The sequence below is a fragment of the Gammaproteobacteria bacterium (ex Lamellibrachia satsuma) genome, assembly GCA_019623805.1.
Classification (GTDB): Bacteria; Pseudomonadota; Gammaproteobacteria; order Chromatiales; family Chromatiaceae; genus QGON01.
The window spans coordinates 970,196-993,750 of the sequence record CP053680.1 but is presented as its reverse complement, the minus strand read 5'-3'; the positions used below and the strand labels follow the sequence as shown (position 1 = coordinate 993,750).

The following is a 23,555-nucleotide window of genomic DNA, read 5'->3' as shown; positions in this document are numbered from 1 at the left end:
GGGCATATAGAACATGAGTAAGATGTATTATCGTGAGCTCTACTGCGGAACACCTGTCCGCTACTGGGCAGGGTTGGCGTTACTCGGTGCAATCGTCGCTATTGCACTTGGGGCAGCATTCTACATGGAGCATAATGGTCACTGGGTGACCGGGATGTCCAACCAGATTGTTTGGGGATTACCGCATGTCTTTGCAATCTTCCTGATTGTTGCTGCGTCCGGCGCTTTGAATGTGGCGTCGATTGGCTCGGTGTTCGGCGGGCCGATGTACAAGCCCCTCGGACGTTTTTCGAGTCTGCTGGCGATTGGTTTACTGGCAGGGGGCTTGGTAGTGCTGCTGCTGGATCTAGGGCGGCCTGATCGTCTGATCATTGCCATGACCTACTACAATTTCAAATCGATCTTCGCCTGGAACATTATCCTCTATTCCGGTTTCTTCGCTATCGTGGGCCTCTATCTTTGGGCCATGATGGACAGAAAAGCCAACCGTTACTACCGTCCGCTTGGTTTCGCAGCATTCTTTTGGCGCCTTGCACTGACCACCGGTACCGGCTCAATCTTTGGTTTTCTGGTTGCCCGCGAGGCCTATGATGCAGCAATCATGGCGCCGATGTTTATTATCATGTCCTTCAGCTATGGACTGGCATTCTTCATCATTACGCTGATTGCCGCCTATATGTGGGGTGATCGTGAACTGGGTGATTTGCGTCTGACTCGCCTGAAGAACTTGTTGGGGGTATTTGTCGGTGCGGTGCTCTACTTTGCACTTGTCTTCAATCTCACCAATCTGTATGTGACTCAGCACCACGGCGTCGAGAGTTTTATTCTGCTCAATGGCGGGGTGTATACCGCAATGTTCTGGATTGGTCAGGTGTTGATTGGCGGTGTTATTCCGCTGTTCCTGATCTACTCTCCGGCGTTCGATAAAGCACGGTGGGCTGTTGCTGCAGCTTCAGTGATGGTATTGATCGGCGGTTTCTTCCAGATCTACGTGATCGTAATAGGTGGACAGGCCTTCCCGATGTCTATTTTTCCGGGTAAGGAAGTGCTTGAGAGCAGCTTCTACGATGGGACAGTGAACGCCTATGCGCCCAGCTTTCCGGAAATGCTACTGGGTATTGGCGGCATTGCCATCGCTATGACAATGGTCGCTGTCGGTGCCCGTATGTTCAAGGTGTTCCCGGAAACCCTGGAAGATCCAGGGGAGAGCACCTGATTACAGCTTGTAATCTGGCATTAAGACAATAAGAATACCCACCGTCAGCATGTGCTGACGGTGGGTATTTTTTTGCACAAAAGAAAAAGCTTGTGGCCTCTATCTATATTTCTGCTGCGCATAAGTCATCCGGGAAGACCACCCTCTCTATTGGATTGGGACGTGCTCTTGCCAGTCGCGGCCTGACGGTCCAGTCCTTCAAAAAAGGCCCCGACTACATTGACCCGCTTTGGTTGCACTCAGCAACTGGGCGTGGCTGTTACAATCTCGATTTCTATACCATGCATAGGGAAGAGATTGAAGCGCTCTATCGCCGTCGAATGCAAGGGGCAGATATTGGCCTCATCGAGGGTAACAAGGGACTCTATGATGGCTTGGATATTGAAGGCAGCAACAGCAATGCCGCTCTGGCAGCCCTGTTGGATGTCCCCGTTGTTCTGGTTATCAATACAAAAGGCATGACCCGCGGAATTGCTCCGTTGCTGCTGGGATACCAGGCTTTTGACCACAACATCTCCATTTCAGGTGTCATTCTCAATCAAGTCGGTGGCAGTCGCCACGAATCGAAGTTGGTAAATGTCGTAGAGCACTATACTGACATTCCCGTTCTGGGGGCTGTCGCCAATGATCCGTCACTGGGGATTGATGAGCGGCATTTGGGGTTGGTGCCGAACAATGAACGCTCGCAGGCAGAAGAGGTCATCGACTATCTGGCTAAGACGGTAACCGACTGTGTCGATCTCGACAGGCTGATAGAGATTGCAGGAGAAGCCCGCAGCGTTCCCCGTTTTGCGGCTGTGGAGGAGACTTCACATCAAGATGGAACATTGCGAATAGGTTACCCGAAAGATATGGCCTTTGGGTTCTACTATCCCGATGATCTGGAGGCTTTACAGCATTATGGGGCTGAACTGGTTCCTTTTGACACCCTGAACGATGAGCGACTGCCAGAGGTCGATGGGCTCTTTATCGGTGGGGGATTTCCCGAGACGTCGATGGACGCGCTTGAGGCAAATACTTCGGTCCGAGAGGCAATCAGAGACTATATTGAGCAGGATGGAGTGGTTTACGCAGAATGTGGAGGGTTGATGTACCTTTGCAGAAGCCTGACCTGGCAAGGCAAAAAATGTAGAATGGTCGGTATAATTCCTGCTGATGCGGTCATGCATGAAAGACCACAAGGTCGGGGCTACGTCCGTCTCACGGAATCAGGCAACTCCCGCTGGGCTGAAGTCGCGGAAATAAATGGCGATGGCATCATCAATGCCCATGAGTTCCACTATTCGGCTCTTGAAGGGTTGGATGCTGAAAGTAGCGACTTTGCCTATAAAGTGGTCCGAGGCACAGGAATCGACAGCAGGCATGACGGCTATATCTACAAAAACCTGCTTGCTAACTACACGCACATGCGAAATGTGGGTGGATGTCACTGGGTAGAGCGCTTTTTGTCGCATGTCAGGGCAATAAAAGCACTGAAAATGGGAAATCAAGGTAGTAATAAAGATGTTTAAATTGACCAAAAGGGCTGCTGAACAGATTGCCCAGGCAGCAGAGCAGGGCGGAACAGAGGGTATGGTGCTACGTTTTGCAACTCGTAAGAAGGAAGATGGGGCATTTGACTACCTGATGGGATTCGACGAGGTGAAGGATGACGATATAACATTTATCTCAGAGGGCATCGACTTGGTTATGGAACCCGAATATGTTCCGATGCTAAATGAAACGACCATGGATTACGTGGAGACTGAAGATGGCGAGAAGCAATTCATCTTCATCAATCCGAAAGACGCCAATTATGTTCCTCCGGTAGCTGAGAACACCGATCAAGGTGAGTGATTCTCCATTCATTGAACAGCGGTACTGTCCAGGCCAAAATCGCCCGTCCCCTTTAACAGGATAAAAGCACCCAACCACTCCCGGAGCCACCTTCTGATGGATCTATCCAACGAAGACGCGCTGCGTCTGAATGTGCTGCTTGCCACTAAACCCCGCGCCATCAGAATCAATGAGTCTTCAATGACGCTATACGGTCTCTCCGACAAGGGTGAGGCCAGGATTCAGCTCAATCCCAACTGCCGTGACGACCAATATCTTGTCCGGGTGCGGGAACTCCTGTCCGGTCATGCGACGGGATCACCCGGTGGCTACCCGCTTTTTCTTAAACGCTGGACCCGAATGGGTCAGACCCGGTGCGAAAATCTTGAGCAACTACTCTTGCTTGGTGAACCGGAAGCGGTTGTCGCCGTCACCTGTGCCGACGGACTGACTGATGATCTTGCGCGCCTGGCCTGGTGGTCCAGTCAGGAGCCCGAGAATGCCCGGCGTATGCTTGCCAATCCAGCTGTCGTTGCCGGAGAGATGGGTGCTGAGTTGGCGGAGTTTCTGGTCGAATACCTCCCCTTTGAGACTGAACCGGAGATGATGGTGGAAAGCCTGAAACTCGTACTTCAACCGGGATTGGTTTCGAATGAAGTCAGACAGAAGTTATGGAAACGTTGCAGTCGCAAATCTGTCTACTATCTCGGATTTCTTGCCAGCATACCGGACCGGTTGCCGGAACAGGTCCAACCGCGTGGAGACCGGGACAGCCACGCAGGCTCGCTCGTTACGCTTGCAGAGGTCGGAAACCCTTATGCTGAAATAGTGTTGAAGATACTCTCTGCCCCGGGCCAAAGCTTTATCGATACAGTCGGGCGGGTGATGGTCAAGCCTGCGAATCAGGAGGTGGTTACCTTGCTGCTTGATGTCCTGCGAGACTATTTCACGCCACTGAGGCCTGAAGGAAACCCCGATCTGACCCTTGAAGCGTTGGAAGAGGAGGCGGAACAGCTTCTTGCTGGAAAGGCCGGCAGTCACGCCTTTCAGAGTTGCCTGGATGCTGTGCCTGAGTTGGCGGGAGAGTTAAAGGCGATGCGTATTTTTTCCGGCATGGGGTATGGTGTCGTGCGTCCTGTATTCAGTCATTCTGACGCGATCGGCACGCTGATGCGCCGTAAGCTGGAACCGGTATTTACACCACTGATGGCATATCTGCGTGTGCTGAAGGGGGACGGGAATCTAAAGTAGCAGGCCTGTTCAAGCGTAGCGGAACAGGCAACTTCTCACAAGAAGTGTCAATTCGAAAACGCCCGATCCGCTACGCTTGATCGGGCCTACGTCTTGAACAGTTACATTATTTATCTTGATTAGAACTAATGTTCAGCCAGGCTCACGGATTGAGCCACCAGTGACCACATAATATCACCAAGATCAGCAAGAGGAGTCCGATCATGGCGATGAACCCGATTCAGTTTCAGGCCGGTATGAGTTTGAACGAGTTGTTTGAACATTATGGCGCCGAAGAACAATGCGAGGCGGCACTGGAAACTGCACGCTGGCCCCAAGGTTTTGTTTGCGCACATTGTGGTGGCACGACCCATAGCCGATTTCATGAAGGACAACACACATACTGGCAATGTAGCGCCTGCCGCCACCAGACGAGTTTGCGTTCGGGCACGATTTTCCATGGTTCGAAGTTGCCACTGCGCAAATGGTTTCAGGCGATGTTCCTGATCAGCCAGTCGAAGAACAACATATCTGCATTGGAGTTGAAGCGTCATATCGGTGTGTCCTATCCGCGCGTGGCGGGTCAAACACAAGATCATGCAGGTTATGGACGAACGCGAGGAAAGACGCACCTTGCAGGGTGATATCGTGGTGGTGGATGATGCCTATCTTGGCGGTGGACACCAAGGCAAGGCAGGACGGGGATCAGAGAACAAAGTTCCTTTCGTGGCGGCGGTTCAGTTGGATGAGGACGGTCACCCGCAGGTTGTTCGCTTTGATCCAGTGCCTGGATTCAAGCAGATCGATATCCAGAACTGGGCCGAACGGTATTTGGTCGCCTCAAGCCACGTACTCAGTGATGGGCTGAATTGTTTTACCGCTGTTGAGCAGGCTGGTATGACCCATCAGCGAGAGGTGGTTGGAACGCATAGGCGCAGTACCGATATGCCTTGCTTCGCATGGATCAATATCCTGCTGGGCAATCTGAAAACGGCGATTACGGGCACCTATCATGCGTTTGGATTTCGCAAATATGCTCATCGTTACTTGGCCGAATACCAATATCGATTCAATCGCAGATTCGATCTGAAAGCCATGCTACCCCGCCTGATTCGGGCCGCTGCTACGACAGTGCCGCGATCTGAGGCGTGGCTTCGGCTGGCTGAACATTAGTTCTAATCAAGTTATTTATTGGGTTTTGATCGCTGGCGCCCTCGATAGGCGGCAACCTGCTGGATGATGGGTTGGAACGGCAATTCTTCCAGTGAATTGAATTTATTGATGGCGCTGCTGACTAGTGTGAATATGTCGCCAACCGGTTCGGGCACCGGTTCTTCCGGATAGATCTCGGAAAACAGTCCACGTACTCCACCGACCTGCAGGCGCATCGCCTGGCCATGGGGCAGTGTTGCGTTCCGGTCATTGGATTTCAGTGCAAAGCGGGCGTGATGACGGAGCAGTTCGAGCAGCTCCATGCACTGGGCCTGTCCCTGGTCTGATTCACAATGCACCCCGACACGCTCCGCCAGGTAGAATCGCTTTGACTCACCGCAGCTGCATTTATCGTTCAGGATGCTCCGCTCGAAAGGGCAGTAACGGTCGTTGATCTCCCGGTAAGTGCGATGGTATGCATCCTGGTCCATACTGGCGTCAGGTTCCCTTGTTGGTAAAACGATGGATCATGCGGCGATCTTTCTTGTTTATTTTGCCACGAGCGGGCCGTGGTTCCATGGCACGCTGCAAACGCTGCTCTTCGGTAATCTTCTGTCGCTGCCGTTCACTCTCTGCCGACTCTTCGTAGAATTCAAGTGCCTCTCTGGCAGGGCGTCGTTTTGAGGCCAGTACCCGTACCTCCACATCCCATTCAAGTGAGCCTTTATGGATTTGCAGATGTGAACCGACCTTGAGCTCACGGCCAGGTTTTGTGCGCTGGCCGTTGAGATGAACTTTACCACCATTGATTGCTTCGCAGGCGAGTTGACGAGTCTTGAAAAAGCGAGCTGCCCACAGCCATTTGTCGAGCCGAACCTTGCCCGCTGCTTCATTCATGCGGATCAGCTTTCCGCCACACCGAGCAGTTCGTCCAGGCGACCAGCCATTTCAAGGGCGGCCATATCGTCATAACCGCCGACATGGTATTCGTCGATGAAGATCTGCGGCACTGTGTTGCGCCGACTGCGTTGCATCATGACCTGCATCGCGTCGTGGTCGGTATCGATGCGGATCTCTTCGTAGTCCACCTGTTTGTTTTTCAGCATGAACTTGGCGCGTACGCAATAGGGGCAGACCGCCGTGGTATACATCACCACTTTAGGCATGGGGTAAATTCCTCTTGGTAAAAGTGATCAGCAAGGCTCCGGACCCTGATGGAAAGGACGACGGGGCAGAGATGATTTCCAGAAATTGTTATGTAACTCTTTGAGTCTTCAGTAAATCATTGAAAAAAGCATTGTTTTATTTAATGCCCCAATCTTAACAGCCACGTCAGCAGAGTTCCACGAACACCATGGTATGAGAATGGTTTTATGCGGTAGCGCAGAAGAACTTTACCGGCGGTGGGTTTTAAGATTCTTCGGTTTGGCTATAACATGGAGCGCCTTGAACGATTTCCGGGACAACACATGCGCTCCGATACCCCTGTTACCATCCATTTGAAGGACTATTTGCCACCGGCTTACCTGGTGGATCAGGTCGATCTGAATTTAGATCTCCACGAGGACTACGCTCGCGTTGAGAGTCGTCTGAAGGTACGCCGTAATCCTGTCTTTGAAGGCGACGAGCGCGCCTTCCAGTTGAATGGCGAACGGCTGGAGCTGGAGTCCGTGCGGCTCGATGATGCTGTGCTGGGGGTCAATGCCTATCGGCTGAATGACACATCCTTGACCATCGATAATCCACCTGAACAGTTTGAACTGGAAACCCGTGTGTTGATACGCCCCCAGGAGAATACAGCACTGGAAGGGCTCTATCGCTCCGGTGGCATGTTCTGTACTCAATGCGAGGCCGAAGGGTTTCGCCGTATCACCTATTTTCCTGATCGGCCCGATGTTATGGCCCGCTTCAGCACCACTATCAGTGCTGACAGAAAGCGCTATCCGGTACTGCTCTCCAACGGCAACCGGGTTCAGGAAGAGGAACTCGATCAGGGTCGCCACCGGGTTCGCTGGGAAGACCCCTTTCCCAAGCCCTGTTATCTCTTTGCCCTGGTGGCGGGGGATCTGCGCTTTATTCAAGACAGCTATACCACCATTTCGGGACGCGAGGTGGATCTGCGCATCTACGTGGAACCGGAAAATATCGAGAAGTGCGATCACGCCATGCAATCCCTGAAACACGCCATGGCCTGGGATGAGCAGCACTACGGTCGTGAGTATGATCTGGACATCTACATGATCGTGGCGGTCAACGACTTCAACATGGGGGCGATGGAGAACAAAGGCCTCAATGTTTTCAATTCCAAGTTCGTGCTTGCCCGTTCAGACAGTGCCACCGACCGTGATTTTCAGGGTATCGAAGGGGTCATCGCCCACGAATATTTCCATAACTGGACCGGTAATCGCATCACCTGCCGGGATTGGTTTCAGCTCAGCCTGAAAGAGGGGCTGACAGTGTTTCGGGACCAGGAGTTTTCAGCGGACATGGGCTCCCGGGGCGTCAAGCGCATCGAGGATGTGCGGCTGCTGCGCGCCCATCAGTTTGCTGAGGATGCCGGTCCCATGGCCCACCCGATCCGTCCCGATGCCTATATGGAGATCAACAATTTCTACACCGTGACTGTCTATGAGAAGGGTGCCGAGGTGGTGCGCATGCAGCACAATCTGCTGGGTGCGGCTGACTACCGCAAGGCCACCGACCTCTATTTTGAACGGCATGACGGCCAGGCGGTCACCACCGAGGATTTTGTACGATGTATGGAGGATGCCGGTGGACGGGATCTTTCTCAATTCAAGCACTGGTACAGTCTCGCCGGTACCCCGGAACTGCGGGTGGAGGCGGATTACGATGTCGCTGCACAAGTCTACAGTCTGCAGGTCACTCAGCACTGTCCAGACACACGCGGACAGAAGAGCAAGCCACCGTTTCACATCCCCCTGGCCCTAGGGTTGCTCGATGAGATGGGAGAGGATATTCCACTGCAGTTGAAGGGTGAGGTGGAGCCAGGTGGAGGGACACGGGTTCTTGAGTTGCGCCAGGCAGTAGAGACTTTTCATTTCACCAATGTGCCATCCAGACCGGTGCCTTCACTGCTGCGGGGACTCTCTGCGCCGGTCAAGATCGATTTTGGTTACAGCGATGCGGAACTGATGTTCCTGATGGCCCATGACAACGATGACTTCAACCGTTGGGATGCCGCCCAGACACTGGCCCAGCGCATTATTCTGCAGCTTCTGGATGCATATCGTGCGGGGAACAAATTGGAGGTGCCACAAGGGTTTATCGATGCCTTTCATAAGGCGCTGACTGACCAACAGGCCGATAAGGCGTTACTGGCCGAGGTGTTGACCCTCCCTTCCGAATCCCTGCTGGGAGACCAGGTGGCGGAGGTGGATGTCGATGGTATCCACACAGCACGGGAGGCGGTGAAACGGCAATTTGCCGTGGCGCTGAAAATCCCGCTGCTTGAGGTCTACCATGCCAATACAGAATCGGGTGCGTACACTATCGGTTCCGACGCCATCGCCCGCCGCAGCCTGAAGAATGTCTGCCTCGGTTATCTCATGCTGCTCGATGAGCAGGTTATCCGCGACCTCTGTTTGGCCCAATTCGAGGCGTCGCACAATATGACCGATGTCATGGCGGCACTCTCGGCGCTGACCAACACAGACTCTCCTGAGAGAGAGGCGGCCCTTGCGGCATTCGAAACCCGCTGGCGGGATGATCTGCTGGTGATGGACAAATGGTTCTCGGTACAGGCGCTCTCCCGATTACCCTCGACGCTGGATGCCGTAAAACGGTTGATGACCCATCCTGCCTTCTCCATGCAGAACCCCAACAAAGTGCGCAGTCTGATCGGCGCCTATTGCAGTGGTAATATCACCGGCTTTCATGCGCTGGATGGCTCCGGTTACCGCTTTCTGAGCGACAAGGTCCTGGAACTGGACCGGCTAAACCCCCAGGTTGCAGCCCGCATGATGCGCATCATGACCCGCTGGCGGCGTTATGACGAGGTGCGTCAGACATTGATGAAGCACGAATTTCAACGGGTGCTCGCTACGCCGGATATCTCACGGGATCTCTTCGAGATTGCTTCCAAGAGTCTGGAGGTCAAGTGAACCGGGCGCTGCTGATTGTGGCACACGGCAGTCGCCGGGAGGCCTCCAACGAAGAGATCCGGCGGCTGACGGAGCGGGTGAGAGCAGAGGCAGGGGATAGCTACCATTCTGTGATTTGCGCCTTTCTGGAACTTGCCGACCCCTCCATTCCTGCGGGGATCGAGCAGTGCATCACCGAGGGCGCGGAAGAGGTGGTCGTGCTGCCCTATTTCCTCTCTGCAGGTCGGCATGTGAGCCTCGATATTCCACAGGAGGTGGAGGTTACCCAACGCAAGCATCCCGGGGTCAGGATCAGGATTGCCCCCTATCTGGGCGGTGCCGATGGGATATCCGCTATGTTGCTTGACTGCGTGAGATAGGAATTCTGCTCCTCGCCCAATGAGATGGTCGCCGGGCTGCGAAGGTAACGCACAAAAAGCCTCCCGTTGCAGAATAGGGTAGTATGGCCGTCCCAATAATCCTCAGGAGAAGCCAATGAAATATCTGCTACCGATTTTGCTGCTGCCGGCGATCGTCTTTGCGCAGTCCCCGCAGGGACAGATGGACAAGGAGCAGATGTTCAAGATGGCAAAGCAGAGGATGCTTCCTGTGATGGAGACGAGCATACCTGCGATGAAAAAGACCCTGACCTGTCTGGAGGGGACATCCAGCAAGGATGATCTGATGAAGTGTGTTGCCATTATGACCGAGGCCAGAGAACAGGCCATGCGCTCCATAAGCGGAGGTAAGGAGAGTTCTCACGGCAAACCACCGCTCTCGCCAGACCCGAAAGATATCAAATGGAGTCCGGAAATGAAGGCTCAGATGGTGAAAGACCTGAACATGTCGATCAAGCGGAGCGAGGCGATAAAAGGCTGTCTGGGAAAGAGTGCCAGCAGTGCCGAGATGGATAGCTGCATGCAATCGGTAGCTAAGTAAAGACATCACTTGTCAGGTATTTCTGCCCGGTTTCCTCTTGTTCGCCTCATGCGATGAAAGATTTTAGAGGCATTCTGAACGCCCGGAAAAACCAGGTGTAATTTATTTAACATATTGTTTTTTAAAAAAAACTATATTTTCAGGGTGTGTGTCGGTCCAGTTTGAGAGGTGGCAGACTTGAATCTGTGCGCCGCTTCGGGCAGGATGCGCGCGGTTAACAGATTTGGAGAAGTCATGGACTTCGAGCGTTCCCTCGGTCTTAAAAATACTCCGGTAGATCCAGAAGAAGAGAGCAAAAAGCTACAGCTCTATATCAACCTGAAACTGGCATCTTCGGGTCAGCCCACAGTTGCCGGCGGAGATGAGGCGTTTCTTTCTACGGCCCACGATCTGCTCAAGAGTTACCGGGAGAAGAACCGGTTGCTCACCGACTACCTCTGTCCCGCTGATCAGCGTATCCAGTCATTTTTGGAACGTTATCTTGAGGGTCTGCCTGAAAGGGAGATGCCCAAGCTACCCACCATGACCTTCATCCTTGACAGGCATGGCGTAGCCCGTGAGCTCTCCCTGCCGTTGGGCGAGGACGAGTTCCACTCCGATATCGTCAACAGTTTCCGGGCGAAACAGGGTGTGCTGCATAATCCCGCCAGCGATCGCCGGACCACCAAGGGTTCTTTCCATATTGCCGATGGCGGGCTGCCGGTTCCCGGTGACAAGAAGGTGGTGCCGAAGCGTTGTTTTGCCTTCATGCTGACAGCCGCAATGAATCCGCCGGATGAACTGCTGCAGATACCTTTTACCTCAACGCTGGAAGAGCAGGCGAAGATTTTTGTCTCCCTGCTGTTGCGCCCCACGGTCTGTCCGGAGATCCCCGGTCAGGATAGCGAGAAGAGCATGGAGATCCGCTTCTTCGCGCCGGGTAACCTGGTCAGTAACCTCGATTTTGTCGAGAGCATATTCGGCAACGGCGGCAGCCCTCTGCTGCCGGAGTTTGATTCCGCCCTGGATGTGGATCACTGGACCGGACAGACCGGTTGCGTCATTCTCGCGCCCCATCTCACCCAACTCACCAAAAAGTCTGTAGGGCTGCCCCACTTCGACGATGCCAGCGAGCGTCAGCGGGCAGAAGGCATGTGCTGGCAGTCGGAAGACGAACGCTACAACGATGGTCAGGCCTTTAAGATCACTGCCCGTGATGAGAGCGGCGTGATCGTCACCATCCTTGCGGATAACTATTACGGCTATTGCAAGAAAGAGGTTAAGACCCAGATCGGTTTTGCGGCCAATCTTTTTGGCCTGGCGGAGGAGGAGCATGCCGGTGGAGCACTGGCCTTCCCGCGCCGTAACCACGGCATCGAATATGGTGTCGACTCCACGACCCGGGAGCCGGGTTACAATTTTCAGGATGTGCTGGAGCGCTACGGCGATATCATGAATCTGCAGTCTGAGGGGCACGGCATCGACAAGCGCTTCCCCGATGTGATCTATGTGCCCCAGGATCTGCGCATGGATCTGCAGGAGCAGAGCATCGCCTTCCTGCGGGATGGAGAGTCCCATGTTATCCGTCTGCAGCCAGGCAAGATCTATATCCAGCCCAATGGTTATAAAATAGAGATGCAAAAGCATCCGGACGCCCCCTCGTGGCGTCTGATCGGTACCGATCCCGAGGGGACTTTTTGTCATAAGCCCAGCACCGTCTCCGGTGGAGGCAAATCGGAGATCTCCAAGTCTCTCGACGATGCGGTGATCTACGGCCCCCTCTTCGTCGATGAGTTGCAGGTCGATCTCGACCGTGTGCAGGAGATCTACGACCGGGATTATAGTGATCGTTTGAAGTCCAGTTTTGAGAGTGTGGACCGGGACCCCAGCCGTAAGCCGCTGAGTATGGAACGCAGCCTGGGCTCCTTCATCAAATTGATGACTCCCTCTCCCAGTTACACTGATGAGTACAATGCCTGGCTGGAGTCGATTCCGCCGCGCATCCTGGCGCTGGCCTTTGTCATCAAACGCTTCTACCGGCCATTCTGGGGCACTAACTGGCGCAAATATATTTCAGTGGATGAGATTGACGGTGCGGCAGGCCATGAACTGAAGTTGCTGGATCGCCGCATCATCGCCTCCTATCTGCGCGTCGGTTTCGATGAGCGTGGTGAGTGGCGCATCTTCAAGGTACGACAGGATTTCATCGCAGCTGACAAGATTCAGATGGAAGACGACATCACCACTTCGGTGGTGGTCAGAGCGAAATCCCTTGATGACTGCCGTTGTGGATATGAGAATGATCGCAGCGTCAAGTTGACTGCGAACTGCGAATATCGTCTGTTCCAGCGTCCGGATGATGCCGTCATCCCCGGCTTCGACAAGCAGACCGAATTCGATATGTCCCAGCCTGGGAATTTTCTTGCCAATTTTGAACCGCTGAACGGAGAGAAATTGACTGAGGTGGTGGAGGATGTGCTGAATCTCTGCAACTTCACCCAACCCATGCGAGAGTTGCTCACGGGTGCCCACGAAGCGCAGAGCGGATACGTGGTCTCATCCGCCCATCCGCGGCTGGTGGACGGAAAGCCGAGCAAGAATCCCCGCTATCTGCAGACTCGACAGGATCTGGTGGAGCCGATACGCGCCTACGTGGCCGAGATTGGCGCTCGATTCCATCGTAAGCTGCCGTTGGGGAAGAAGGTTTGTCATCCGGTCGATGCGGTGCTGGCCGGCCGCCGCAATAATCCGCCTGAACAAGGTATTCGCTCCCTGGCGGTCTATAACCCGATCCATTATCAGGAACTGCCCGAGCTGTTCATGGACTTTGTCTGCAGTCTCACCGGTAAGTCCCCCTCCACCACCGGGGCGGGGAGTGAGGGTGCGCTGACCAAGGGGCCTTTCAATTCCCTGCGCGCCACTGCAGATCTTAACAATGCGCTGGTCTCGTTCATTCTTACGGGTTATCCGGGTTTTTCCAGTTCTGCCGGGTATGTCGGTCCGAACGTGCGGGTTGCCCACGATATCAGCCTGTTGATCCCAGAGGTCTGGGCACGGCTGGACGAACATGAACGTGACCCGGCCTATCTTATCGGGAACGGCTACCTTGAACCCCTGGAAGACTTTGAGCATAACGGTCATCGGGTTTTGGCGAGTCGGTTGGGTTATCGTATTACAGATCGTTTTGTACACGGCTTCCTCGGCAAGATTTTCGATAATGCCAACACGGTGCTGACCGAAAGTATCCTGAAACCGGAACTGCAGGGCCTGGATGTCTTTGCGGATGGCATCGACAATATCGTAGAGGCACAACAGAGAGTTGCTCAGCAGTATCTGGATGACGGCAGTGTTGAGGATGCCTGTCCGCCGTTGAAGGCTGTGCTGCATATCATGGCGAAGGGTGAGTACGAAGGTAAGGCAGTGCATGACCCGGAGATTCGCGCCATGTTCACCAGCGACTACCTGTTAGCATCGGATTGGTACCAGGAGCGTCTGCGGGTGAAACAGACCCGTGAAATAACGCTCTGGCAACGTCACACCGACTATCTGCAGGATTTCCTCAACCGGCCAGGTTATGCGGATGTGGCTGAAAAGATGGGTATAGCGTCGCGACTCGAGGCGGCTGAAGCGCGGCTCGCGGCAGTACGAAGTGATGACTATCTGCGCAGTCTGGTCGGTACTATTGGTGCGGACCCCCTGCGGCATGCGGGTACCCTCGCTTAGTTGACCCAGTGTATTGCCTGGTCCGCTACGTTTGATCAGGCCTACAAGTTTAGTAGCCGGCCGGTCCAAGCGCAGCGGAACCGGCGACCTCACTGTCTGGCCGGGAGATAACGATTTACACTACTATCCGCAATATTCGTCTCCACTATGATGTTATGGGCAGTGGGAGTCGTGTGCTTATTCTGCATGGCTGGGGCAGCGATCTCGGAAGTTTCGCGGCTGTCAGGCAGCATCTGGCGAAAAAATATTGTGTCTACGCTTTGGATCTTCCCGGTTTCGGTGAAAGCCAGGAGCCGGAATCCCCATGGGGAACGACGGAATATGCGGCGTTGGTGGAGAGTTTCATTAGTGAGATGGGGATCGAAAATCCTGCGATCATCGGTCACTCCTTCGGTGGTCGGCTGGCGATCCGGCTGGCGGCGAAGATGTCGGTCAGAAAATTGATCCTGGTGGACAGTGCCGGGGTCAAACCCCGCCGCAGCCTGAACTACTTTCTCAAGGTCTATTCATACAAGCTGATGAAAAATGTCCTGGGCCGGCTCTATCCACCACTACTGGAAAAGATGCGCGGACGTGCCGGTTCCGAAGATTATCGCAATGCCTCCCCTGTCATGCGACTGACCCTGATAAAGGTGGTGAATGAAGATCTGACGCCACTGCTGTCCGGGATCAAAGCGCCCACCCTGCTGGTCTGGGGAGAGAGCGATTTGGATACACCTCTCTATCAGGCAAAGGTGATGGAGGCGCAGATACCCGATTGTGGCCTGGCTCTCATCAAGGGGGCAGGACACTTCTCCTATCTGGAGAGGCCTGGCGAGTTCCAGATCATCGTCGACTATTTTCTGAAAATGGAAACCTGATTCATGGGGGCTGCCCTGTTCCAGACGCTTGCTGTGCTGCTTGCCCTGACGCTCTACGCTGTTATCGTCGGACGCGCAGTTCTGCACTACCTGCACATGCTGCAGCTCAACTCCTATCGCAATGAACGTTATCTGCGCTGGCTGAACGAGGATCTGCTTAAACGTATTGGCCCGGTCTCACTGCTACCGCTTGTGGCGCTTCTGTTTTACTGGAACAGCGGGTTGTTTTTCGGCATCTGGATCGGGGGATTCCTGCTGCTCAGTCTGAAACGTCCCAAAGTGCCGGTAAAAAAACCGCTGGTGGTGACAGGACGGGTCAAACGCCTGATGGCGGCAACCTTCCTGATCTGGTTGGGGGCATCGCTGCTGGGGTTATTTCCCGGCGCGACGGGATTGTCTCCTATCCCCTATTTCTCTCTCTTTCTCATGCTGGGTCTGCTCCTGCTGTTGCTGCCCTGGCTGCTGGTTGCGGCCAACCTGTTGGCGGTGCCGGTGGAGTCGACCATCGCCAGGTGGTACATCGGCGATGCGGGGAAGATCATCAACGGCATGCCGGGGCTTCTGGTGGTCGGTATCACTGGGAGTTATGGCAAGACCAGTACCAAATTCATCCTGAATGAACTGTTGCTGTCCAGATACAATGCATTGATGACGCCGGGCAGTTTCAATACCCTGCTTGGGGTGACTCGTATCATCAGGGAGAAGCTCAAGCCGATTCATGACCTCTTCCTGGTGGAGATGGGGGCCAAACAGCCGGGTGATATCCGGGAGATTTGCGAACTGGTGCACCCCAGGTATGGTTTGATCACCACCATCGGCAAACAGCATCTGGAGATGTTCAAGAGTCTTGCCAATATTGTGAAAACCAAATCGGAGCTGGTCGAATCCCTGCCGTCCGATGGTATCGCGTTTCTCAATGCGGATGATGAGAGTTTTACTGAAGTGCGAGGCAGGACTCAGGCGAAGGTTGTCAGTTTTGGCGTCGATTCACCCGGAGCGGATTATGCGGCGCGAGAGATCAAGTATCTGGCCAATGGCCTGACCGCGCTCACGCTCTCCTTACCGAACGGGGAAACGCTGCTGCTGGAGACCCGTCTTCTGGGAAAAAACAATATCTACAACATCGTCTCTGCAGTCGCAGTGGCGATGGAGCTGGGTGTGCCGGAAAACCGGATCAAAGCGACGGTGCGTTCGCTGCAGCCTGCGCCACATCGATTGAACGTGAAAAAGAGCGCCGCGGGCATCACTATCGTTGACGATGCATTCAGCTCCAATCCATTGGGGGCGCGAGCCGCCCTGGATGTGCTGCGGGAGATTGAGGGCAACAGAAAGGTGTTGATCACTCCGGGCATGGTTGAGCTTGGTGAAACGGAGGCGGAGGAGAATCGCCTTCTTGGCGCCTATGCGGCTAGCCGCTGTGACTATGTCATTCTGGTGGGTATCGAGCAGGCCAAACCGATCTATGAGGGGTTGGTTTCGGAAGGCTATCCGGAGAACCAGGTCTATATTGCGGCTCATCTGAATGAGGCCAATGACCATTTTGCGAAGATCTCGCGAGAGGGTGATGTAGTGCTCTATGAAAATGATCTGCCGGATACTTATAATTAGTGTCAGATTGAAAAAACATAATTAACCACGAAGGACACGAAGAAAATTATGCTCAGGGAGGATTTGATTAATTGCATTATTGTTATCTCGACCCTTCGTGCTCTTTGTGTTCTTCGTGGTGAAAGCGGTATTTCGAATTTGCGTGAGTTGAAGGTGTAGTCGATGAAACCCAATGTTGGCGTCTTTTTTGGTGGTCGCTCGGTAGAGCATGAGGTCTCCATCATTTCCGGTCTGCAGGTCGTCCATGCAATCGATGCCGATCTATACCGCGTGACGCCGGTTTACATCAGTAAAACGGGTGAGTGGTACATCGGTGATAAGCTGTCTGAGATCGACAACTTCAAGCAGCTGGAAACCCTGCTCTCCGAAAGTACAGAAGTTATGCCTCACGGAGATGGTGGGCAGCTTGAACTCTACCGTGTCCCTCCTGCCCGTCTTAAAAACAACCTCATCGAAAAGCTTGATATCGTCTTTCCCGTTATTCACGGCACCAATGGCGAGGACGGCACCCTTCAGGGGCTACTTGAGATGGCAGGTGTTCCCTATGCAGGCTGTGACGTCTCTGCGTCGGTCATCGGCATGGACAAGATCCTGACCAAGACCCTGCTGCGGGGTAACGGCATCCCGGTGGTGGAGTCGGAGAGTTGTCGGATGGAAGCCTGGTATCGGGACAGGCGGGCGATTATTGACCGGATCCAGTCAAAATTGGGTTACCCGGTAGTGGTCAAACCGGCGAATCTTGGGTCGAGCATCGGTATCAGTGTCGCTGCTTCGGGGTCGGAGTTGGAGGAGGCGATCGAAAACGCCGGTCAGTACGATCCTTCGATCCTGGTTGAACGTATGGTGACCCAACTCAAGGAGATCAACGCCTCGGTGTTGGGTAACAGGGAGACGTCAGAGGTTGCGGCGTTGGAGGAGCCTCTGCGTTCCAGTGGCATCCTGAATTTTGCTGATAAATACCAGGGTGGCAAGACCAAGGGCATCGGCTCCACTGATCGTGTGCTGCCGGCTGAGATACCCGGGGAACTGGCGGACAGGATCCGCCGGTTGGCAAAGGAGACGTTCAGCCTGATTGGTGCCAGTGGAGTGGTTCGTATTGACTTTCTTGTTGATGAGGAGAGCGGTGATGTCTTTGTCAACGAGATCAATACCATCCCCGGATCACTGGCGTTCTACCTCTGGGAGGCGAGCGGCGTTTCGTTTGCCGAATTGACCACTCGCGTCATCAAGCTTGCGCTTGAGAGGTTTCGGGAGAAGGGCAAACGGACCTATGTCTTCGACTCCAATCTGCTCTCACTGCAGGGGAGTGGCGGCAAGTTGGGCAGCAAGCGCTGATATGGCTGCTGTAGGCCGGATCAAACGCAGTGGATCCGGCAAGTTTTACTATTCCGGCAGCCGCGTGGTGACGGCGGCCTCCAGACACTCCAGCTGATGCTTCTCCAATAACGGCCGGTTCTCCCGGTCGGTGATGAAAAAGATATCCTCCACCTCTGCGCCGATGGTCGCGATTTTTGCGTGCTGCAGACGAATGCTGCAGGCGGCGAAGGCCTGTCCCACTTCCGATAACAGTCCCGGCCGGTCAAGGGTGATCAGACGCATCACTGTGCGGTTGTAAGCAGGATCCTGAGAGAAGAAGATGCGGGTCGGGGTGTCGAAGCTCTTGTGCTGGCGAGGCATGCGGCGATGCACTTTGAGAGGCTGGCCGTCTTTCTGCGTCAATCCGGCTTTCAGGGTGGTGATGATCTCTTCGGTACGATGGCCAGGCTGGACAGGATCGCCATCCTCCTCCATGACCAGGAATGAGTCGAGAGAAAAACCTTGGGTCGTGCTCATGATGCGGGAGTTGACGATGGACAGACCCAGCTGATCCAGCAGGGTGGTCATGACGGCAAACAGATTGTCGCGATCCGGTCCGTAGTAGAGTACGTCGCTGCCGCCGTGTTCGGCGGTTTCATGGATTGCGACCACCGGCAGGTTTTCCGGTGGCGTGGTGATGATGGCCTGAATCTGCCGGCAGATCGAATTGGGAGAGTGCGAGAGAAAATACTCCGGGCTGAAGGATTGCCAGAGGCGGAGAATATCTCTCTCGTCGTGTCCGGCCTTGGCCAGCAGTTCCAGCGTTTCGTATTTTGTCTCCCGGATCAGCTCCTCCTGCGCCAGCGGGTTGTCCAGCCCGCGCTGCAGGGCGCGACGGGTGGATTTGTAGAGATCCCGCAGCAGTGACTCTTTCCATGAGTTCCAGCGTTTCGGATTGGTAGCCTGGCTGTCAGCGACTGTCAGCAGATAGAGATAGTCGAGGTGCATTGTGTCCCCGGCGTTTTCAGCAAACGTCTGGATGACGTCCGGGTCGTTGATGTCCTTGCGCTGGGCGATCATGGACATGACCAGATGGTTGCGCACCAGCCAGCCGACCAAACGGCTGTCGTATTCGCTGAGATGGTGTTGATGGCAGAAGTCCACCGCGTCCTTCTCACCGAGTATGGAGTGATTGCCGCCACGTCCTTTGGCGATGTCGTGGAAGAGGGCGGCCAGGTAGATCAGCTCTTTCTTCGGCAGGGTGCGGAACAGCTGGCTGCAGAAGGGGGTCTCTTCGGCGAGTTCCGGAACCGACAGACGGCGCAGGTTACGCAGCACCATCAATGTGTGTTCATCCACGGTATAGACGTGAAACAGGTCGTACTGCATACGCCCGACAATATTTTCAAAGGCCGGAATGTAAGCGGCGAGGATGCCATAGCGATTCATGCGACGAAGCTCCCGGGTTATGCCCCTGGGTTGGCGCAGGATCTCCATGAACAGGCTCTGCGCCCGGATGTCTTCGCGGAAGGCGCTGTTGATCAACTGAATATTGTCCCGCAGCAGGCGGATGGTGCTGGCTCTGACACCTTTTAGTTCCGGGTTCTCCTGCAGGATAAGAAAGAGTTCCAGCAGGGCGGTGGGGGTGCGGGAGAAGACATCCGGACGGGTGACCTCAAGAAAACTATTGCGGCTTTGGAAGCGGTTGCCGTGAGAAACGGGGGCATCCAGCTTGTTCTCCAGCAGGATTTCTTCCTGGAAGTGCTGCAGCAGGATTTCGTTGAGGCGGTTCAGCTCCAACGTTGTCCGGTAGAAGAGCTGCATAAACTGCTCCACCGCCAGATTGCCGGTATTGTCGTCGTAACCAAACTGGTTAGCCAGGGTGCGCTGATAGTCGAAGAGTAAAATGTCGCCGTGTCTGCCTGTAAGGGTATGCAGGGCGAAACGGATGCGCCAAAGATAGTCTTGGCCTTCGATCAGCGTCTGGTATTCATCCTCGTTGAGGAATCCGTGGTTCACAAGATCACGCAGAGTGTCAGCCTGGAAGTGGCGTTTCACCACCCAGCCGATCATCTGGATATCCCGCAATCCGCCTGGACTATCCTTCAGATTGGGTTCCAGGTTGCTTTCGCTGTCCTCGAATTTTTGATGCCGTGCCTGCTGTTCCGCAAATTTCGCTTCAAAAAAGCGTTTGCTGTCCCAAATCTTAGCGGGGCTGGTGGCTTCACGCATCATCTTGAAGAGGGTCTCAGGCCCGACCAGCAGCCGGGATTCCATCAGGTTGGTGGCAACCGTGATGTCATTAGATGCTTCCCGGATGCAATCCTCAATGGTGCGTACGCTGTGGCCAACTTCCAGTCCAATATCCCAGAGCAGGCTGAGAAACTGGCCCAAGGGTTCCTGCAATTGTTCGAAGTGATCTTCGTGATCGAGCAGAATCTGCAGGTCGATATCTGAAGCCGGATGGAGTTCTCCCCGGCCGTATCCACCCACTGCGACCAGTGCAGCGTCTGTGGAATCCTGGAAGTGGAGATTCCAGGCGTGTTCCAGGACGGCATCGACCAGGTGGGCGCGGGCGGTCACCAGCTCGGTTATCGGCTGTTCCTGATTGAACCCTTCCCTGATCGTTGCAGTGCCCTGCTTCAGAAAGTCACGAAAAACCGGGATAGGTGAGGATGAGGCGCCTGCCAGCGCCTGATCAAGCGCGGAGAAGTCGAACATTGAGTTTATTGCCTGGATCACTGGGTGGCGTCGGCTTCTTCAGCGCGCAGGGTCAGCACCTCGCAGCCGGCTTCAGTCACCAGCAGGGTGTGCTCGTACTGCGCGGAGAGGCTGCGGTCTTTGGTGACCACGGTCCAGCCATCGGGCCGGAGTTTTATCTGGCGCTTGCCGGCATTGACCATGGGTTCGATGGTGAAGCACATGCCGGGTTGGAGTACCAAGCCCGACCCCGGGCTGCCGTAGTGCAGTACCTGGGGATCTTCGTGAAACTCTTTGCCGATGCCGTGACCGCAATATTCGCGCACCACGGAGTAGTGGTGTCTCTCGACAAAATCCTGAATCTTGTGGCCGATGTCGCCAAGCTGGGCGCCGGGTCGAACCTCGTCGATGCCGACCCAAAGGGCTTTTCGGGTGACCTCTATCAAGCGTTTGGCGAGGATGGAGGTCTCCCCCACGCTGAACATCTTGCTGGTATCTCCATGATAGCCATCCTTGATGACAGTGATGTCGAGGTTGACGATATCCCCCTTTTTTAGCTTTTTGTCAGCGGGAATGCCGTGGCAGACCTGCTGGTTGACCGAACTGCAGATAGACTTTGGAAATCCCCGGTAGTTTAGCGGGGCAGGGATGGCCTGCTGCACGTCGACGATGTAGTCGTGGCAGATCTTGTCCAGTTCCTCCGTGGTGACTCCGGGTTTGACATGAGGCTCTATCATCTCCAGTACCTCGGCGGCCAGGCGGCCAGCGATCCGCATCTTCTCTATCTCGTCCGCTGTTTTGATCGTTACGCTCATAATTCTTAAAGGGTCATGAAAATTTGGGGAAAAGGAGATCGGAAACAAGGTGCCAGGGATTTGTCGCAATCCGCCGGGTATGGTATAAAACGCCCCGCTGAATCGCAAACGGTTCGCGCTGCTCACTTTACGGGGTTTTTCCCCGTGCGGGAGCAGAACTAATCCACACATACATCGGCACATGGTTCGGGGTGCTTCCCAGCTTTCGCGGGGAGGTCGATTCATGGGATGTATGGAGGCCTAACCCAATACTATCAGGAGTCACTCATGAGTGCAGTATCCATGCGCCAGATGCTGGAAGCAGGCGTACACTTCGGGCATCAGACCCGTTACTGGAACCCCAAGATGGGGGCCTACATCTTTGGTCATCGTAACAAGATTCATATCGTCAATCTTGAGAAGACCCTCCCCCTCTTTAACGACGCCATGAACTTTGTCGGTTCTCTTGCGGCAAACGGCGGCAAGATTATGTTTGTCGGCACCAAGCGTGCGGCCCGTGATGCGGTGCGTGAAGAGGCGGAACGCTGCAATATGCCCTACGTCAATCATCGCTGGCTCGGCGGCATGCTGACCAACTTCAAGACCATCAAGCAGTCGATCAAACGCCTCAAAGAGCTGGAAAGCATGTTTGAGGATGGCAGTGTCGAGCAGCGTTTCAAGAAGAAAGAGGCACTGAATCTCCACCGCGAGATGGAGAAATTGGATCGCAGCCTCGGCGGCATCAAAGATATGGGCAAATTGCCCGATGCCATGTTTGTGATCGATGTGGGTCATGAAGACATCGCAATCTCTGAGGCCCGTAAACTGGGCATCCCAGTTATCGGTGTGGTTGATACCAATAACAATCCCGAGGCTATCGATTACGTGATCCCCGGAAATGATGACGCAATCCGGGCGATCCAGCTCTACACACAGGGCGCATCTGCAGCGATCCTAGAAGGTCGGACGAGCGCGGCCCATGTGGCGGCTGGCAGCGAAGAGGAGTTTGTCGAGGTCAAAGGCGACAAGTCCTGAAGCAGTCGACAGGTTTTCTGGATTAACGACCGGATCATGCCTACAGTGTGATCCGGTCGGTTTACATTTGAAGATACGATTTTGAGGTAGGAAAGATGGCGATTACAGCCTCTCAGGTTAAAGAGCTGCGCGAGCGTACCGGCGCAGGCATGATGGAGTGCAAGAAGGCCTTGGTAGAGGTCGATGGCGATATCGAAGCGGCAATCGAGGCGATGCGCAAATCGGGTCAGGCCAAGGCCGCCAAGAAAGCAGGCCGCACCGCAGCGGAAGGTGTGATTGTGATCAGCTTCAATGCTGACAACACCCAGGCGGCGATGGTTGAGGTTAACTGTGAAACCGATTTCGTGGCCAAGGACGAGAACTTCACCTCCTTTGCCGGCGCAGTGGCGGAGAGGGCGCTCAACGGCGGTGCGGATGACGTTGAGACGCTGATGGGGCATTCTCTTCACGAAGGCGAAGAAACCACTGTAAATCAGGCTCGCGAGGCGCTGATCTCCAAGTTGGGTGAGAACATGAACGTGCGTCGCTTTGTCCGTTTGCAGGCCGACAAGGGGGCTTTGGTCAGCTACAGCCACGGTGTGCGTATCGGCGTTGTGGTCGAGGTCGAGGGCGACGAGGACGATCTGGGCAAGGATTTGGCAATGCATATTGCCGCGACCAACCCAGTCTGCCTCTCCGCTGACGATATGCCCCAGGATCTGCTGGACAAGGAGCGCGAGATCGTAACCGCGCAGGCCAGAGAGAGTGGCAAACCGGACAACATCATCGAGAAGATGGTCGATGGCCGTATGCGCAAATATCTGGCAGAAAATACCCTGCTGGGCCAGGTTTTCGTCAAGGATGCGGATTTCACCATCGAGAAGCTGTTGAAGAGCAAGGGTGCCGCTATTGCCCAATTCAGCCGCTTTGAGGTTGGCGAAGGCATCGAGAAGAAGAAGGAGGATTTCGCCGCAGAGGTCCGGGCGCAAGCCAAGATGTAAACTTCTGTCGCCCCGCATTCTGTACTGGATCGTTTGCTCCGGTGCAGAGGGGGCGGATGCGGACAGGGGACTTGTGGAGCTGAAATATCCGTGGAAAATGGAATATTTCCTCTCTGCGTCTTATCATT

Annotated in this window: 18 protein-coding genes and 1 pseudogene; 14 read left to right on the top strand and 5 right to left on the bottom strand. The window is 54.6% G+C overall.

Annotation, left to right across the window (positions count from 1 at the left end; genetic code table 11):
* Window positions 1–13: 13 nt before the first annotated feature.
* From nrfD to HPY30_04430, 5 genes and pseudogenes are all read left to right on the top strand, one after another.
* A complete protein-coding gene (gene nrfD / locus HPY30_04450; protein QYZ65302.1) occupies window positions 14–1,216 on the top strand; it encodes a polysulfide reductase NrfD in 1,203 nt (400 codons plus the stop codon).
* 92 nt (window positions 1,217–1,308) lie between these two features.
* The gene (gene cobB / locus HPY30_04445; protein ID QYZ65301.1) at window positions 1,309–2,727 is read left to right on the top strand and encodes a hydrogenobyrinic acid a,c-diamide synthase (glutamine-hydrolyzing); all 1,419 of its coding nucleotides are present in this window, start codon (window positions 1,309–1,311) and stop codon (window positions 2,725–2,727) included.
* Window positions 2,720–3,052: an iron-sulfur cluster assembly accessory protein gene (locus HPY30_04440; GenBank protein ID QYZ65300.1), complete on the top strand. Its 333-nt coding sequence runs from the start codon at window positions 2,720–2,722 to the stop codon at window positions 3,050–3,052. The genes cobB and HPY30_04440 overlap by 8 nt, the downstream gene beginning before the upstream one ends.
* A gap of 96 nt (window positions 3,053–3,148) precedes the next feature.
* Window positions 3,149–4,282: a sulfur reduction protein DsrS gene (locus tag HPY30_04435; GenBank protein ID QYZ65299.1), complete on the top strand. Its 1,134-nt coding sequence runs from the start codon at window positions 3,149–3,151 to the stop codon at window positions 4,280–4,282.
* A 203-nt stretch (window positions 4,283–4,485) separates the two neighbouring features.
* Window positions 4,486–5,434, top strand: a pseudogene (locus HPY30_04430) (IS1595 family transposase).
* 11 nt (window positions 5,435–5,445) lie between these two features.
* Here HPY30_04430 and HPY30_04425 read toward each other — a convergent pair.
* The 3 genes from HPY30_04425 to grxC are packed head-to-tail and all read right to left on the bottom strand — an operon-like array spanning window position 5,446 to window position 6,579.
* Entirely contained in the window at window positions 5,446–5,904 is a 459-nt protein-coding gene (locus tag HPY30_04425) for a hypothetical protein (protein ID QYZ65298.1), read from the bottom strand.
* A 7-nt stretch (window positions 5,905–5,911) separates the two neighbouring features.
* A complete protein-coding gene (locus HPY30_04420) occupies window positions 5,912–6,310 on the bottom strand; it encodes an RNA-binding S4 domain-containing protein (GenBank protein ID QYZ65297.1) in 399 nt (132 codons plus the stop codon).
* Between the two features lie 5 nt (window positions 6,311–6,315).
* Complete coding sequence (grxC, locus tag HPY30_04415) at window positions 6,316–6,579, bottom strand: glutaredoxin 3 (GenBank protein ID QYZ65296.1); 264 nt, start codon at window positions 6,577–6,579, stop codon at window positions 6,316–6,318.
* Window positions 6,580–6,882: 303 nt separating this feature from the next.
* On the opposite strand from grxC, the gene pepN reads away from it, so the two are divergent.
* From pepN to HPY30_04380, 7 genes are all read left to right on the top strand, one after another.
* Complete coding sequence (gene pepN / locus HPY30_04410) at window positions 6,883–9,534, top strand: aminopeptidase N (protein QYZ65295.1); 2,652 nt, start codon at window positions 6,883–6,885, stop codon at window positions 9,532–9,534.
* Window positions 9,531–9,893: a CbiX/SirB N-terminal domain-containing protein gene (locus HPY30_04405; GenBank protein QYZ65294.1), complete on the top strand. Its 363-nt coding sequence runs from the start codon at window positions 9,531–9,533 to the stop codon at window positions 9,891–9,893. The genes pepN and HPY30_04405 overlap by 4 nt, the downstream gene beginning before the upstream one ends.
* A gap of 115 nt (window positions 9,894–10,008) precedes the next feature.
* Window positions 10,009–10,452, top strand: a complete 444-nt coding sequence (locus HPY30_04400) for a hypothetical protein (protein ID QYZ65293.1) — start codon at window positions 10,009–10,011, stop codon at window positions 10,450–10,452.
* A gap of 234 nt (window positions 10,453–10,686) precedes the next feature.
* On the top strand, window positions 10,687–14,154 hold the full coding sequence (locus HPY30_04395) for a hypothetical protein (GenBank protein QYZ65292.1): 3,468 nt from the start codon (window positions 10,687–10,689) through the stop codon (window positions 14,152–14,154).
* Window positions 14,155–14,267: 113 nt separating this feature from the next.
* Window positions 14,268–15,014, top strand: coding sequence for an alpha/beta hydrolase (locus HPY30_04390; protein ID QYZ67903.1), 747 nt, complete (start codon window positions 14,268–14,270; stop codon window positions 15,012–15,014).
* 3 nt (window positions 15,015–15,017) lie between these two features.
* On the top strand, window positions 15,018–16,622 hold the full coding sequence (locus HPY30_04385) for a UDP-N-acetylmuramoyl-tripeptide--D-alanyl-D-alanine ligase (GenBank protein ID QYZ65291.1): 1,605 nt from the start codon (window positions 15,018–15,020) through the stop codon (window positions 16,620–16,622).
* 162 nt (window positions 16,623–16,784) lie between these two features.
* Entirely contained in the window at window positions 16,785–17,957 is a 1,173-nt protein-coding gene (locus HPY30_04380) for a D-alanine--D-alanine ligase (protein QYZ65290.1), read from the top strand.
* A 48-nt stretch (window positions 17,958–18,005) separates the two neighbouring features.
* Here HPY30_04380 and glnD read toward each other — a convergent pair whose 3' ends face one another.
* A complete protein-coding gene (gene glnD, locus HPY30_04375; protein QYZ65289.1) occupies window positions 18,006–20,639 on the bottom strand; it encodes a [protein-PII] uridylyltransferase in 2,634 nt (877 codons plus the stop codon).
* 17 nt (window positions 20,640–20,656) lie between these two features.
* Entirely contained in the window at window positions 20,657–21,433 is a 777-nt protein-coding gene (map, locus tag HPY30_04370; GenBank protein QYZ65288.1) for a type I methionyl aminopeptidase, read from the bottom strand.
* Between the two features lie 267 nt (window positions 21,434–21,700).
* On the opposite strand from map, the gene rpsB reads away from it, so the two are divergent.
* On the top strand, window positions 21,701–22,447 hold the full coding sequence (rpsB, locus tag HPY30_04365) for a 30S ribosomal protein S2 (protein QYZ65287.1): 747 nt from the start codon (window positions 21,701–21,703) through the stop codon (window positions 22,445–22,447).
* 95 nt (window positions 22,448–22,542) lie between these two features.
* Window positions 22,543–23,427 (top strand): elongation factor Ts, encoded by an 885-nt coding sequence (locus tag HPY30_04360; GenBank protein ID QYZ65286.1) that lies wholly within the window; start codon window positions 22,543–22,545, stop codon window positions 23,425–23,427.
* Window positions 23,428–23,555 lie beyond the last annotated feature (128 nt).

What these genes read in the sequence shown, in the direction of transcription:
- rpsB (QYZ65287.1), top strand. Translation starts at nt 21,701, where the DNA reads ATGAGTGCAGTATCCATGCGCCAGATGCTGGAAGCAGGCGTACACTTC.
- HPY30_04395 (QYZ65292.1), top strand. Translation starts at nt 10,687, where the DNA reads ATGGACTTCGAGCGTTCCCTCGGTCTTAAAAATACTCCGGTAGATCCA.
- HPY30_04360 (QYZ65286.1), top strand. Translation starts at nt 22,543, where the DNA reads ATGGCGATTACAGCCTCTCAGGTTAAAGAGCTGCGCGAGCGTACCGGC.
- pepN (QYZ65295.1), top strand. Translation starts at nt 6,883, where the DNA reads ATGCGCTCCGATACCCCTGTTACCATCCATTTGAAGGACTATTTGCCA.
- HPY30_04425 (QYZ65298.1), bottom strand. Translation starts at nt 5,904, where the DNA reads ATGGACCAGGATGCATACCATCGCACTTACCGGGAGATCAACGACCGT.
- HPY30_04440 (QYZ65300.1), top strand. Translation starts at nt 2,720, where the DNA reads ATGTTTAAATTGACCAAAAGGGCTGCTGAACAGATTGCCCAGGCAGCA.
- grxC (QYZ65296.1), bottom strand. Translation starts at nt 6,579, where the DNA reads ATGCCTAAAGTGGTGATGTATACCACGGCGGTCTGCCCCTATTGCGTA.
- HPY30_04435 (QYZ65299.1), top strand. Translation starts at nt 3,149, where the DNA reads ATGGATCTATCCAACGAAGACGCGCTGCGTCTGAATGTGCTGCTTGCC.
- nrfD (QYZ65302.1), top strand. Translation starts at nt 14, where the DNA reads ATGAGTAAGATGTATTATCGTGAGCTCTACTGCGGAACACCTGTCCGC.
- glnD (QYZ65289.1), bottom strand. Translation starts at nt 20,639, where the DNA reads ATGTTCGACTTCTCCGCGCTTGATCAGGCGCTGGCAGGCGCCTCATCC.
- map (QYZ65288.1), bottom strand. Translation starts at nt 21,433, where the DNA reads ATGAGCGTAACGATCAAAACAGCGGACGAGATAGAGAAGATGCGGATC.
- HPY30_04400 (QYZ65293.1), top strand. Translation starts at nt 10,009, where the DNA reads ATGAAATATCTGCTACCGATTTTGCTGCTGCCGGCGATCGTCTTTGCG.
- HPY30_04380 (QYZ65290.1), top strand. Translation starts at nt 16,785, where the DNA reads ATGAAACCCAATGTTGGCGTCTTTTTTGGTGGTCGCTCGGTAGAGCAT.
- HPY30_04385 (QYZ65291.1), top strand. Translation starts at nt 15,018, where the DNA reads ATGGGGGCTGCCCTGTTCCAGACGCTTGCTGTGCTGCTTGCCCTGACG.
- HPY30_04420 (QYZ65297.1), bottom strand. Translation starts at nt 6,310, where the DNA reads ATGAATGAAGCAGCGGGCAAGGTTCGGCTCGACAAATGGCTGTGGGCA.